The 13,590-nt window shown below is 63.2% G+C and carries 12 protein-coding genes; 5 read left to right on the top strand and 7 right to left on the bottom strand.

Annotated elements, in window-relative coordinates; genetic code table 11:
- Window positions 1-38 precede the first annotated feature (38 nt).
- Window positions 39-2,021, bottom strand: coding sequence for a DUF222 domain-containing protein (locus KCX59_RS21105; RefSeq protein WP_434122542.1), 1,983 nt, complete (start codon window positions 2,019-2,021; stop codon window positions 39-41).
- A gap of 118 nt (window positions 2,022-2,139) precedes the next feature.
- Between KCX59_RS21105 and KCX59_RS21100 the strand changes: the two genes are divergently transcribed.
- Window positions 2,140-2,598 carry a VOC family protein gene (locus KCX59_RS21100; RefSeq protein ID WP_179016770.1) on the top strand — a complete coding sequence of 153 codons (459 nt, stop codon included), beginning with the start codon at window positions 2,140-2,142 and terminating at the stop codon, window positions 2,596-2,598.
- 42 nt (window positions 2,599-2,640) lie between these two features.
- Here the strand turns inward: KCX59_RS21100 and KCX59_RS21095 are convergent, their stop codons facing one another.
- Together KCX59_RS21095 and KCX59_RS21090 are read right to left on the bottom strand one after the other, a co-directional pair.
- Window positions 2,641-3,261, bottom strand: coding sequence for a hypothetical protein (locus KCX59_RS21095; protein ID WP_091463864.1), 621 nt, complete (start codon window positions 3,259-3,261; stop codon window positions 2,641-2,643).
- A gap of 90 nt (window positions 3,262-3,351) precedes the next feature.
- Entirely contained in the window at window positions 3,352-4,236 is an 885-nt protein-coding gene (locus tag KCX59_RS21090) for a helix-turn-helix domain-containing protein (RefSeq protein WP_179016771.1), read from the bottom strand.
- A 184-nt stretch (window positions 4,237-4,420) separates the two neighbouring features.
- On the opposite strand from KCX59_RS21090, the gene KCX59_RS21085 reads away from it, so the two are divergent.
- Complete coding sequence (locus KCX59_RS21085) at window positions 4,421-5,812, top strand: MFS transporter (RefSeq protein WP_179016772.1); 1,392 nt, start codon at window positions 4,421-4,423, stop codon at window positions 5,810-5,812.
- 95 nt (window positions 5,813-5,907) lie between these two features.
- On the opposite strand, the gene KCX59_RS21080 is transcribed toward KCX59_RS21085, so the two are convergent.
- Both KCX59_RS21080 and KCX59_RS21075 read right to left on the bottom strand, forming a co-directional pair.
- Window positions 5,908-6,765 (bottom strand): class II glutamine amidotransferase, encoded by an 858-nt coding sequence (locus tag KCX59_RS21080; RefSeq protein WP_179016773.1) that lies wholly within the window; start codon window positions 6,763-6,765, stop codon window positions 5,908-5,910.
- 21 nt (window positions 6,766-6,786) lie between these two features.
- Window positions 6,787-8,187, bottom strand: coding sequence for a glutamate decarboxylase (locus tag KCX59_RS21075; RefSeq protein WP_179016774.1), 1,401 nt, complete (start codon window positions 8,185-8,187; stop codon window positions 6,787-6,789).
- Window positions 8,188-8,633: 446 nt separating this feature from the next.
- Here KCX59_RS21075 and KCX59_RS21070 point away from each other — a divergent pair, with 446 nt between their 5' ends.
- Together KCX59_RS21070 and KCX59_RS21065 are read left to right on the top strand one after the other, a co-directional pair.
- Window positions 8,634-9,464: a PRC and DUF2382 domain-containing protein gene (locus KCX59_RS21070; RefSeq protein WP_178993777.1), complete on the top strand. Its 831-nt coding sequence runs from the start codon at window positions 8,634-8,636 to the stop codon at window positions 9,462-9,464.
- A gap of 114 nt (window positions 9,465-9,578) precedes the next feature.
- Window positions 9,579-9,779, top strand: coding sequence for a hypothetical protein (locus KCX59_RS21065; protein ID WP_178993775.1), 201 nt, complete (start codon window positions 9,579-9,581; stop codon window positions 9,777-9,779).
- On the opposite strand, the gene KCX59_RS21060 is transcribed toward KCX59_RS21065, so the two are convergent.
- Together KCX59_RS21060 and KCX59_RS21055 are read right to left on the bottom strand one after the other, a co-directional pair.
- A complete protein-coding gene (locus KCX59_RS21060) occupies window positions 9,748-11,607 on the bottom strand; it encodes a glycoside hydrolase family 15 protein (RefSeq protein ID WP_179016775.1) in 1,860 nt (619 codons plus the stop codon). The genes KCX59_RS21065 and KCX59_RS21060 overlap by 32 nt on opposite strands.
- Before the next feature lie 98 nt (window positions 11,608-11,705).
- Window positions 11,706-12,371, bottom strand: a complete 666-nt coding sequence (locus tag KCX59_RS21055) for a TetR/AcrR family transcriptional regulator (RefSeq protein WP_179016776.1) — start codon at window positions 12,369-12,371, stop codon at window positions 11,706-11,708.
- Window positions 12,372-12,464: 93 nt separating this feature from the next.
- Between KCX59_RS21055 and KCX59_RS21050 the strand changes: the two genes are divergently transcribed.
- Complete coding sequence (locus KCX59_RS21050) at window positions 12,465-13,508, top strand: NAD(P)-dependent alcohol dehydrogenase (protein ID WP_179016777.1); 1,044 nt, start codon at window positions 12,465-12,467, stop codon at window positions 13,506-13,508.
- The last annotated feature ends 82 nt before the right edge of the window (window positions 13,509-13,590 follow it).

The following is a 13,590-nucleotide window of genomic DNA, read 5'->3' as shown; positions in this document are numbered from 1 at the left end:
ACTCGCACCCCGACTCACGTCAGCCGGGCTACACCACCTTATGTTCTCTGGGGTGTGTGGTGGTGGTTGCGTCGTGGTGTTTGTTGGGGGTCGAGGTGGGGTGGGGGGATGAACCAGGGGACTCCGGTGGTGATGTCGATGCGCCATTGTTCTTTGTGGATGAGGTGGTGGTGGTGGCTGCAGAGCAGGGTGCCGTTGTTGGTTGATGTGGTGCCGCCGTGGGACCAGTAGGTGGTGTGGTGGGCTTCGCACCAGGGTGCGGGGATGGTGCAGTCGGGGAAGGCGCAGCCGCCGTCGCGGGCGGTGATGGCTTTGCGGATGTGGGGTGGGAAGATCCGGGTGGTGCGGCCGATGTCCAGGACGCGGGAGTCGGTTCCGAGTAGGACGGGGATGATGTCGGCGTCGCAGGCGATTTTGCGGATGGTGTTCGGGTGGATGGGGCCGGTGAAGGTCGCTGTGCCGGTGCTGAGCGGATTCAGGGCCGCTCCGGTGTTGCCGTGGTCGCTAGGTCGTGAGTTGTGGGTGACTTGTTCGAAGAGGTCGCGGTGGTCGATGGTGACGGTGAGTTGGGGTCGGAGGCCGCCGTTGGAGGGCAGTTTCCCGGTGGTCATCGCCAGGGCGCAGGCTCCGACGAGGCCGTTGAGGAGTTTCTGGGCCCGGCTGCGGCGGTCCAGGTCCGGTCCGCTGGGCTTGTCATCGGTGGGATTGTTGCCGGTGGTGAGTCGTGGGTTGGTGGCGGTGTTCATGGCGGTGGTGAGGGTTTCGTATTGTTCGGCGGTGGCGAAGATTTCGAGGTGGTGGAGTCCGTGGCGGCGTCGGCGGCGGAGGAATGCGCCTTGGAGTTGGCGGAGAACTTCCTCGGACGGTTCGGCACCGTCCTGGTCGATGACGTCGGTCCAGCGTTTGGTCATTTTGGCGACGAAGTCCGGGTCGGATTCCATCGCGGTGGTGGTGAGGGCGTGTTCCATCCGGGTGATGGTGTCCTCATCGGTGAGTTGCCGGACGGTGTCCAGGGCGGTGCTGATGATCGTCGCGGACCGGGACGGTACCAGGGCTGAGGAGAGGGCGTCGGCCAGCACTTCGCGCCGGGCCGGGATCTGTTGCCCGGCCATTCCCGTCTGGGGCAGGACATCGGCCGCGAGGGCGAGCCTGCGCCGGGCTTCCCCGATGCTGATCCGCAACCGGGCCCGAAGGAACTCCGCGGCGTTCCGGTACCCGTCATCCAAAGGGCTCACTGAGCCGGCGGCCTCAGTTACTGGCCCTGGACCGGTCACGGAACCTGCCCCGCGCACGGAAGCTCCTGCGCTTATGGAGCGTGCTCCAGCGGCAGCTGATGCCACACCGGATCCTGGCCCCACGTCGGATCCTGGCCCGACGTCGGATGCTGTCTCTGGTTCAGTCCACCCAGTCCGCCATCCCGGCCCGGCCCCGAACGCGGACGCCCCCGGCGACGCTTGCTGTGCTTCTTTCCGGGTCCGTTCCACCGCCTGCGCGGCGACGACCTGCAAGTACTCCAACGACCGGGAGATCTCCTCGACCCTGCCCGCGAAATCGGCAGCCGCAACAAAACCAAACAACCGCGCCTCATCGGCCCCCATTGATCGCAACGCATCCGCTGCGGCTGCACACTCATGGAGCGCCGCTTCCAGTACTGGCAAACCCGGCGCCGAGGATTTCGGCCGCAGCAACTCCGGCCGCAGTGGCTCCGGCGCCTGCTCGGGGGCGGAGGCCCTGGGCGAGGGCAACTGCTGGGGCGCCTCCTCCTCGCGCGCCGCATTTTCGGGCATGGAACATTCGCGGGACCCTGGAGGCGCAGCTTCCCGGGCATCGGGCGCCGACGCGAGTCCAAGAAGTAGCTCAGGAACCAGTGAGGTTTCCGCGTCGGTGCCTGCCGTCGTCGGGAGCTCACGCGTTGGAAGCGGGGAAAACGTGTCGAGCGGGGAGGGCGAGACGCGCGTGGGCATCTCACTGGCGTCGGACGGACCCGTCCGCCGCGCCAAAACCTGCCCTATGCCTTCCATAACTCAACCCTGTCAGGATGGCGCCACATCTATCAGCCCTCATTGACGCTATGTGGAAAAAGTCAGTCCACGGCTCAGGTTGTCGAAAGATCGGGGCTTCAGGACCTACCGTACAAACATGACTATTGATCCAAGTCCAAAATCACCGGTCCGGCAGTTGCGCCTCGTCGTGGAGGCTGAGGACTACGAAGCTGCGTTGGCATTTTTCCGCGATGCCCTGGGCCTTACCGAGCAGGCTGCTTTCGAAGGAGAGGGGGATGCGCGCGTCACTATCCTCGAAGCCGGCCGGGCTACCCTGGAGATTTCCAACCCCGCCCAGGTGCGGCTGATCGACCAAGTAGAGGCCGATGGCCAGCCCAGTGCCAAGATTCGCATAGCCTTCGAAGTGGATGATTCCGCAGCAACCACTAGAGACTTGGTCGAAGCAGGGGGCACCTTGATTGCTGAACCCAGGGAAACTCCATGGAAGTCATTGAATTCGCGACTCGAAGCACCCGCAGGTCTCCAGATCACGCTGTTCCAAGAGCTTGAAGCCATCGAAGAACGAAGCTTGAAGCCCGGTTTCAAACGACCTTGAGCCAGTGTCGCGTGTGCCCGCCCCAACTTTAGGCGGTGCCTATCAGACGACTCCGTCTTGGTGATCGATGCCCGCTTGATCGACCTTTCGGTGGAAGCGCATGCCGGCCTTGCCGCCCACGATGGCGCCGAGGAGGGGGATGATCAGGGCGATGACGAGACCGATGATGCCGCTGGTGGTCATCAGGCTTCCGTCGACGGGAATCTGCGGTGCGCCGTTGAGATTGTCGAGAATGTTGAACTGGCTCCCGGCCACCGCCGCGAGGACTGCCACGATAATGGCGATGATGATGCCCCACAGCCACACGGCGAGCCCCTGTTTCGCTCCGTCGAAACGGGCCATGCGGCCAGCGACGTACCCTCCGCAGTAGTAAGCCAGGAACAAGACCACTGCGAGGACAATTCCGCTGACGATGCCCAAGGTTTCCGCATTCTGCTGGGCCTGGTCTGCCGCCTGTTCGGCGCCGGATGGATTCGCTGCTCCTACCCCCACGCCGATGGCAGTGGCTAAGGCGCTGAGCAGGACCGTCATCCCGATGGCCGTCAGCCAGCCAAAGAAAGCCGAGCCCCATTTGATGCCGCCGAAGCGTTCCTTTTCCGCTCTGACGACGTCGTCCCTACGGGCTTCGGGAGTGCTTGAGCCCGCACCATTTTCGTAGACCATGTCAGCTCCTAATCCTGGTGCCTTTGGTTAATCAAGCAAAACACCACCCCCGACAAGAAAGCAAGCATACTTACTAAAGTGCCGCATGCCTTACGAGTCGATTTCCGCCAAACCGCGAGGGACTTTCAGGGTGTCACCTGAAACCTGAAGCAACTGGAGGGCTTCCGCAGCCGCTGATCCCGGGTCTGCGGCGTACAGGAGCACCCGATGCCCCGATTCGTCCGGCGGCGTGAGTACCTCGAAGTTCAACTCCAGATATCCCACTTCAGGATGGTGCAGGTATTTCACACCGGACATGCAGTTCTCCACCGGGTGCCGGGCCCAGAGCTTCGCAAAATCAGGGCTTTTCAAGGTCAGCTCACCAACCAGGGACGCCAGTTCCTGGTCATCGGCGGATTTTCCCGCGACGAGGCGCAATGACGCGACCGCCCTTCTCGCCTCGTCCGGCCAACGCGTGTACAGCTCCCGTGTGTGATCGTCGAGGAACAACAGCCGGGTCATGTTGGGACGAGTAGAGGGGGCCTCCGGCGCTGCGAAGTCCAGGTGGCCGGCAACGAGCCGGTGTCCCAAGACGTTCCACGCCAACACTTCACTTCTGCGCCCCAGCACCACCGCCGGAGTGCCGGGCATGGACTGGATCAACCGCAGTGTCCCCGGCCGCACTTTGTCCGGCTTTGCCGGCGTGCGGCGTTTCGTCTTTCCCGGACGAGCCAGGTTGAAGAGATGCACGCGTTCGTCTTTGCTGAGGTTCAGGGCACGAGCGATTGCATCGATGACAGCTTCTGAGGCGTTCGTACTCAGGCCCTGCTCCAGCCGTGTGTAATACGTGGTGCTGACTCCGGCCAGCATGGCCAGTTCCTCCCGTCGCAGGCCAGGGACGCGCCGGATGCCGTAATTTAGAACGCCCACGTCCTCGGGCTGCAAGGATGCCCGACGGATGCGAAGGAACTCCCCAAGTTCGCTATGTGTACCCATGCCCCCATTGTTCAGCTAATTGCCGGGGTTGTCCTGTCACTGCCAGTGGTACCCACAGCGGGGTGTGGTTGCCACCCACGAAGACGGTCACGCTGAACGCATGCCAACAACCAAACGCATGCCAACAACCAATAGAGCCAGCCATCCCCACATCGAGCCAGCACAAAACAAAGCCCCACAAAGCATGACCACCAAACAACGGCTTGCGCTCATCGTCCTCCTGGCAGCGAGTTTCACGCTGGCCGTCGATTTCTCGATCCTCAACGTCGCACTGCCCGCAATCGGCTCCGATGTCGGTTTCTCGCTGGAAAACCTCCAATGGGTCGCAACGGCTTTTGCGCTGTGCGCCGCTGGCTTCACGTTGCTGTTCGGCCGAGTGGCAGACTTGGCGGGTCGGCGGAGGATGTTCCTGATCGGCATGGCGCTGCTCGGGGCTGCGTCCCTGGCTGGTGGCCTGGCCGCTGAACCGGCGTTGCTGCTGCTGGCAAGGGTGGGCCAAGGAATCGCAACGGCGATGGTGGTACCGGCGGCCCTGTCACTGCTTCTGGTTTCGTTCCCGGAAGGCCCTCTTCGGGACAAAGCACTCGGGCTCAATGGGTCCCTGATGGCTGCCGGATTCACCACGGGGGCAATCCTTGGTGGGCTGCTGACCGAGCTCCTGAGCTGGCGGTGGGCGTTCTTCATCAATGTTCCCGTTGCGGTAGCAGTTCTCCTCATCGCACCCGTTGTACTCGCCGAAAGCCGACCATCGTCCAAGGTCCGGCTCGACGTTCCCGGCGCCATCACGGTCACCCTTGGCCTGCTCGCACTGGTCTTCGGCCTCACGCATGCCGCGGAACACTCCTGGACCCACCCTCTGACGCTCGGTGCGCTTGCGGCCGCCGTCGTCCTCTTTGCGGTGTTTGCCATGGTTGAAAGCCGGGCGCTGCATCCGCTGGTGCCTCTTGCCATCCTCAAGCGTTCGAGCGTGGCGTGGGGCAACGTCGCCGGAGTCCTGGCCTTCGTTACCGAGACATCGCTGGTGTTCCTGCTAACCCTGTACCTGCAGCAGGTCCTTGGCTATACGCCGCTCGGTGCGGGTCTTTCCTTCGCCGTCCTGGGCTTGGGCACGGTGCTCGGCGGCATGCTCGGACCCAAAGTAATTGCGAGGGTCGGCAGCAAAAAGGCAATTGTGTACGGGTTCGTGGTTCAGGCAGCGGCCACCGGAGCGCTGGTGTTGCTCAGCTCGGATCCGGCGTCCATCGGGCTCCTCCTTGTGGCGACATTCGTTGGCGGCGTCGCCAACCTGGTGGTCATCGTGGGCTTCATGGTGACCGCCACTTCAGGGCTGCCCGACGCAGATCAAGGCATGGCAACCGGGCTGGCAACAATGAGCCAGCAGATCGGCATCACCATGGGGATCCCGGTGATGAGCGCGGTATTCACCGCTCAGCTGGTGGCTATCGGCGCCTCGGACGCTCCCGCCGTCCTCAACGGCGTCACGGTGGCGGTCGGGGTGAATGCGGCCATATGCGCCGCGGCTGCTGTGGCCGTTGCGGTGTTCCTCAGGAAGGAAGCGGCACCAGTCGCTGGCTGACATACCTGACGAGGCGTATTGGCGGGGAAACGCACGACGGCGGCAGGTCGCCGTCGTGCGTTTGTCGCGTTGGGAACGGACTGCAGAAGTGGCGGTCAAGGCTGTTGCGACGCCGCCGCGGTCGGTTCAAGATCGGCGAGCGTGAGCAGACGCGCAGGAGCATCCGGGAAGGGCGCAGTGGAGGTTACGGAGAGATCCGGACCGACATGAACCAGCTCGCCGGACTTCATGGGCCGCCAGCCAGGGTTGGGGTCCATGGGTTCGGTGGCGAAGAGGACATGCGGAGAACGGGAGAGCTCGGTACTCTTCGAACGGATCCGATGACTTCGGGCGTCGAGCGGGGCAGATGCAGAGGCCTGCCGTTCAAGCACGTACAACTCGTGGGTGGCCGGGTATCTCAGCGCCCACATGTCCGTTGCGGTGGTCAGGATGAAGTTGAGGCTGAAAACGGGGAGCTCCCGAGCGGCCCAGTTGATGGCCTTCACTATGCCGGTCCCTACGTCCCCTCCGGCGAGGCGCGTTTCCGCCGTGATGAGTGCGAAAAGGCGTTCGCTGTCCGACTGTCCCAGCACCAGGTCCATCACGCCGAGCGTGTTGAGGTGCTGATCGAGTTGGTCCAGGCCGTGGAGAACACCGTTGTGTGCGAACAGCCGCCCGTCCTGCTCGAACGGGTGCGTATTGGCCATGGTGAGCGCGCCGGTGCTGGCGTACCGAACATGGGCCAGGAACGTGGTGCTCTTCAGGTCCCTTGCTTCGCGGGCGAAAGCGTGATCCTCCCACGCCGCCAAAGGCTGTTTGGCTACGTGCGCCCTGCCTGCCGTATCAAACGTACCTATGCCGGCGCCGTCGGGCTCGCGTCGGCTTTGCACGGAGAGGCTGTCCGGCGCATCCAACAACCAGAAGGTGGCCCGCACCGGCCGTGGACCGGCGTGGAGCCCGAAGAGCCGACACATATGGAAGTTCCTTTCCCGGAGTTAGTGGTGAAAGCCTTCTGACTGCTTGTCCGTGGGCATCGGCGCCGTGAGGCTGTCGAGGTAGTCCACTTCCTTCTTCAGGTCAGCCAGGAAGCTGGAGGCGAGGTCCCGGGTGAAACCGTTGCGGACCACGATCCTTTGGACTGTGACCTCACTCAACCCATCGGGCAACGGGTAGGCCGGAACCAGCCAGCCGTTCATTCTGAGCCGTTCCGAGAGGTGGTGAAGGTCCCAATGCTCCGTGTGGCCGTCGCTAAGCTGCCACGCGAACACCGGGATATCCGACCCGTCGCTCCAGAGGGTGAACGCGTCCATCGCCCCTATCTCGCTGGAGAGGTAAAGTGCCACATCCCTGGACGTCGCTTGGACAGACCTGTATCCGGCAAAGCCGAGGCGGAGAAACAGGTAGTACTGCAGCAACACCTGGGCGCCGGGCCGTGAGAAGTTCAGCGCAAACGTTGGCATATCCCCGCCGAGGTAGCTGACGTGGAAGATCAAGTCCTCGGGGAGTGCCGCCGCGTCCCGCCACACCACCCAGCCCAGGCCCGGGTACACCAGACCGTACTTGTGGCCGGAGGTGTTGATGGAAGCGACGCGGGGGAGCCGGAAATCCCACACGGTTTCGGGTTGCAGGAACGGTGCCACCATGGCTCCGGAAGCACCGTCCACGTGGATGGGGATGTCCAGTCCGCGACGTGCCTGAATCTCGTCCAAGGCCTCGGAGATGAGCTCCACCGGCTCGTACTTGCCGGTGTAGGTGACGCCCAGGATGGCGACGACGCCGATGGTGTTCTCGTCCACATACTTGTCCAAGTCATGGCCGTCCAATGTGGGATGCTCGGCCGAGACCGGGACGAACCGGGGCTCCACGTCCCAGTAATTGCAGAACTTCTCCCAGCACACCTGGACGGCGGAGCTGAGGATGAGGTTGGGCTTCTCCGTGGTCTTGCCGGCAGCGCGCCGGTCATGTTGCCAGCGTCGCTTTAAGGCCAAGCCGCCAAGCATGCAGGCCTCGGAGGACCCGATGGTGGAGGTGCCGATGCTCTTCTCGGGATCCGGCGCATTCCACAGGTCCGCGAGCATCCGCCAGCAGCGCGTCTCGATCAGTGCTGTCTGCGGGTACTCGTCCTTGTCGATCATGTTCTTGTCGAACGTCTCGGCATAAAGCTTGGATGCTTCCGTCTCCATCCATGTCCCGACGAACGTGGCCAGGTTCAGCCGCGAATTGCCGTCCAACATCGCTTCGTCGTGGACAACCTGGTAAGCCGTGGCCGGCAACGATTCGCCGTCCGGCAGGGTGAAACGGGGGAAAATGTTGGATTCTCCGGGCCTGCTGAACAAGGGATTGAGTTCGACGGCGGTGTCCGGTTCATGCTGTGACGCTCGGTGGGATCTGCTCATGGGGCAACTCCTTGGGATCGTCCGCTCGCGGCGGGGCGCAACCTGTCCTCGGCTCACGCTACCCGGGACGGGCCGCCCACCCAAGCTTCCGAAGCGCTGCAGAAAGCCTACGACGACGGTAGCTCGCCGTCGAACGCTCTTTTCGCCCTGGTGTCGGTCAAGCTAGCGCTTGTGAAGTTAGAGCCAGTGAAGTCCAGCGCAAGCTGAGGCTAGTCCGGAATCTCCCTCCGGAACCCGTACTCATCGCAGTGAAATCCTGGGCGTGGCAAGCGCCACCGATTCTTCAATTGGGGCTTGCCAAGCAAACACTAAGCATGCTTATGATTTGGTGTTCCTTAAAGCCGACGGGTTGAATTCACTCCCCGTACGGGCGTCCGGAAACCATGCCTGGTGATGCAGCCCGCTTGGCAACCCACAGTAAGAGAACCGCATTCCAAGGAGACATCATGCTCGCGAGGGAAAACATTGACCGTTTGATGGGCCTCAACGGAAACGTCCGCACCACCGAAGGTGACAAGGTCGGCTCCATTGGCACGTTCTACACCGACGACGACACGGGTGAGCCCACCTGGGTGACCGTCAAAACCGGCCTTTTTGGCAGTTCGGAATCGTTCATCCCCCTGCAGGACGCCACGGTGGAAGGTGACGACGTGGTGGTTCCCTTCAGCAAGGACCACGTCAAGGATGCCCCGCGTGTGGCCGAAGACGGGCACCTGGATCCGGGCGAGGAGAGCCGCCTGTACAACCACTATGGACTAGAGGGCAGGGACAGCTTCAGTGGCCATGGCGACTATGCCGGCACCACTACCGGCACGGTCGGGACGGCGGGCACTACCGGCACTAGGGATGCTGTGGACACAGACGCCAATTACACGCGGGATACAGACACCAACCGCGACGACGCCATGACCCGTTCGGAAGAGCGGCTGAACGTGGGCACCGAACGGCAAGCCACCGGCCAAGCACGGCTGCGCAAGTACATCACCACCGAAAACGTCACCACCACCGTCCCCGTCCAGCGTGAGGAAGTCCGGCTGGAGCGTGAGCCCATTACGGACGCCAACTCGCGTGACGCCATGTCCGGTTCGGATCTGACGGAGAGCGAGCACGAGGTCACCCTCCATGAGGAACGCCCCGTTGTGGAGAAGGAAACCGTTCCTGTTGAGCGGGTTCGCCTCGAAAAGGACACCGTCACTGACGAGGTCCAGATTGACGAGGAAGTCCGCAAGGAGCGCATCGAAACAGAAGGAACCGGCACGGGCGAGACCCGCCGCTAAGCACACGTTGCGAGGCCCGCTCTGCGCCCCAAAGAGCCGGGAGAGGGTGCAGAGCGGGCCTCGCAACGGCAGTTTTAGCTATCGCTGACGAACTGGTGATGGGACCATTGGGGTATGGGCGAACAAGAGCAGGTGCAGCCCGCCGCGCCAATCGGCGCAGCGTCGGAAGATCGAGGTGACCCCACCACGCAGCAGATGCGGACCGTAGGTCAGCGTCGACGCGAAGCCGAACGTAAGCTGGACCTGCACTTGGAGGAAGCGAGCCACAAGGGCGAACCATCAGCTACCGAAGGCGAGGATCATTCCGAAGGGTAGAGCCACTGGCGCTGTCCGGATGCTTGGGTTTGTGAAGCGGGGTGTCGCTGCTGTGGGCCTCGCCCTGGTGAAGTTGCAGGGCGCTGTGAATCAACGGGAAATGGCTGAAGGCCTGCGGGGTGTTGCCGAGGTGCCGCTGCGTCCGCGGATCCCATTCCTCACTGAGCAGGCCCACATCGTTACGCAAGCTAAGAAGGCGCTCGAATAGCTCGGTAGCCTCACCCGAGCGGCCGATTCCCAGCAGCGCATCCACCAGCCAAAACGAACATGCCAGGAACACGCCTTCATCACCCGGGAGTCCGTCATGTCCGGACTGGGTGCGATACCGGAGGGCCAGTCCGTCGTCGGTGAGTCCTTTCTGGATGGCGTCCACAGTTCCTATAACCCGCGGATGCCGGTGGGGCAGGAAGCCGACGCGCGGAATCAGGAGCAGGCTCGCATCCAGTTCCTTACTGCCGTAGGACTGGACGAAGCTGTTGAGTTCATCGTCGAAGCCCTTGGCCATGACATCTGCATGGATTTCGCTACGGAGCGCAGCCCACCTGTCGGCAGGGCCTGGGAAGCCGGATGTTCGGACGGCTTTGACCATTCGGTCGGCAGCCACCCACGCCATCACTTTGGAATGGGTGAAGTGCTGCCGTGGTCCGCGCATTTCCCACAGCCCGTTGTCGGGCTGGTCCCATGCCCCTTCGAGGAACTCCATCAGAGCGACTTGAATGTCCCAGGAGCTATCCACACTGCCATCCGGGGATGCCGCCCGGGTCAGCGAAAGCCCGTCCAGGACTTCGCCCCACACATCCAATTGAAGCTGCGGGGCAGCGGCATTTCCGGTACGGACGGGCAGTGAACCTTCGTAACCCGACAACCAGGGAATGTCTGCCTCCGGAAGTCTCCGGGCGCCGTCGAGACCGTACACAATCTGAAGTTCCGACGGGTCGCCGGCAATTGCCCGCAGCAGCCAGTCGCGCCAGGCGGCAGCCTCCTCCGTGTAGCCGGCGGCGAGCAGTGATTGCAGGGTCAAGGTGGCGTCGCGCAACCAGCAATACCGATAATCCCAGTTGCGGGGCCCGCCGATTTGCTCGGGCAGGGAGGTTGTTGCGGCGGCCACAATGCCGCCTGTAGGCGCATACGTGAGTGCCTTGAGGGTGATGAGGGACCGCTCCACCGGTTCTTTGTATTTGCCCGTCATCTCGCTGCGGCCGATCCATTCCAGCCAGAACGACTCCGTCGCCTCCAGTGCATGCATCGGATTGATTCGACGTGGCTCGCGTTCGTGGCTTGGAGCCCAGCGCAGCACGAAGGGAACGCGTTCGCCCGCGCGGACAGTGAATTCGCTGAAGGTGCGCTTGTCCCGGCCCTCCAGGGGAGCGGGGGTGGTGAGGTAGGCGCTGTCGGGGCCGGCCACCGCGCTGATGCCGTGCTCGCCATGACGGACCCATGGCACCACCCGGCCGTAATCAAAGCGCAGGACCAGTTCCATCTGCATGGTGACCTCGCCCGACACTCCTTCGACGATCCGCACCAGGTCCACGGCGTCGTCGCGGACGGGCATGAAATCGAGGACCCGCACGGATCCGCCGTCAACTTCCCATTCCGTTTCCAGGATGAGGGTGTCCTCACGGTATTGGCGACGCGTGCAGTCGCCGCCGTCCGCTGTTCCGGCGGGCGCCAGCAGCCAGCGGCCGGCGTCGGGGGTGTGCAGCAGTGCGGCGAAGCAGGCGGGGGAGTCGAAGCGCGGCAGGCACATCCAGTCGATGGAACCGCTGCGACCCACCAAGGCGGCAGTGTTCAGGTCTCCGATGATCGCATAGTCCTCGATCCTGGCCATGAACTCAGCTCCCTCATTCGGCGTCGTCAGCTATGCCTGACCGTACCCCGTTGGCCTGAGCGCCTTCAATGAGACTCGCGCCTCCAGCCGAAAGGCACTTATTCCCCGCCGGATTTCAGCCGGTTGAGACCTTCAAGGATCAGGTCCAGGCCGAACCCAAACTCGTCGCCAAAGTCGTAGCCGGGTTTGAGGACGTGCTCGACGGCGATCTCCACCATGCGCGGATACTCACCTGTGGCGAAGCGCTCCAGGATGGGGTTGGTGATCTCGGCCGCGGTGTCCCTGCCCTCGAACGGGAGTGCTGCTTCCTGAAGGGCGAAGCCGTAGATGTAGCTGTCCAGCAGGGCGTAGGCGTGGGCCGTCAACTGGACGGAGAAGCCTGCCTCCCTCAGTGTTGCCAGCGTTGCTTCATGGTGCCGGAGTGTGGCCGGTCCCGGTGCGGACCGGCTTTCCAGCAGCCCGACTGCCCACGGGTGGCGCCTGAGCGCTGATCGCACTCCGTGAGCCCTCTGCTGCATTTCCGCGCGCCAATCTCCCCCCGGTTCCGGCGGTTGGATTTCGCTGAAGACCATATCCACGATCCCATCAAGGATCTCTTCCTTGTTGGCTACGTAGTAGTAGAGCGACATGGGCTTGGTTCCCATGCTCTGGGCCAGCGTGCGGATGGTCAGCGCCGCCAGTCCGGATTCGTCAGCGAGCGCAACTGCGCACTCCAGTACTCGTTCCCTGCTGAGGGGCAGGCGCTGGGATGCTGGGGCGCGCACATGGACTCCTTGCGTTGAGTGTCAGGCTCTAGCGGTTTAGTACAGTGTACGGTAGCGTGTTTGGTACAGCGTACGAAAAGAAAGGTCCGGCCCATGACCACTGATCAGCAGTCCAAGGAAGCGCGCAAGGAAGAGGCGTCGCCCGGAAACGTGAGGGCCATCGTGCAGGAAGCGTATGGCTCCGCCGATGTGCTTCACGAGGCGCAGGTTCCTCGCCCGGCCATCAAGGAAAACGAGGTTCTGGTGAAGGTCCGGGCAGCCGGGCTCGATCGCGGTACGTGGCACGTCACCACAGGTTTGCCGTTTGCGTTGCGTTTGGCTTACGGCTTCCGCACGCCAAGGAACCCCGTGCCCGGGCTCGACCTCGCGGGCACTGTGGAGGCTGTCGGGGCTAAAGTCACGCGGTTTGCCGTGGGCGACCAGGTTTTCGGGTCAGGGAAGGGAACATTCGCAGAGTACGCCGCTGCCCGCGAGAACCAGCTCGCCCACAAGCCGGCGGGGATCAGCTTCGAGCAAGCGGCCGCGGTTCCTGTGTCCGCGTGCACGGCCTTGATCGCGTTGCGTGCGGGAGGTATCGATCCGGGCAAAGGCCCCGTAGCGAAGGAAATCAAGGTCCTGATTACTGGCGCCTCGGGCGGCGTGGGCAGTTACGCGGTGCAGATCGCCAAGGCGGCCGGTGCCGAGGTAACCGGGGTGGCCAGTGCCGCCAAGGCGGACTTGGTTCGGGAACTCGGCGCTGACCATGTCATCGACTACGCCTCGCGGGACTTCGCTGTTGGCAGCGAGCGCTATGACGTCATTATCGACATAGCCGGAAACCCTTCGGTTTCCCGTCTTCGCCGGGCGCTTACTTCTTCGGGAACAGCAGTGATCACCGGTGGGGAGGAAGGTGGGTCCTGGACGGGCAGCTTGGATCGCCAGTTCCGGGCCGTGGCGCTCTCTCCCTTCATCCGCCAGAGGCTCACCATGATCGTGGGCACCCAAACCGCGGCGGATCTGGAATACCTTGCAGGCATCCTCGAAGCCGGAACCATTACCCCTGCAATAGACCGAAGTTATCCGCTGGCCCAGGTCCCGGATGCCATGCGGTATTTCGACGCCGGTAAAGCCCGCGGGAAGATTGTCATCACCATTTGAGTTTTAGGGTGAAGCTGAAACGCCCCCTAGCCCCAAGCTCCGGCCTCGTGCTACCACTGACCCTAGGAACAAACCCCTGAGG

This window comes from Paenarthrobacter nitroguajacolicus (assembly GCF_051027655.1).
Lineage (GTDB): Bacteria > Actinomycetota > Actinomycetes > Actinomycetales > Micrococcaceae > Arthrobacter > Arthrobacter nitroguajacolicus.
Note: the sequence above shows the minus strand (reverse complement) of the source record. Positions and strands in the feature narration are given on the sequence as shown.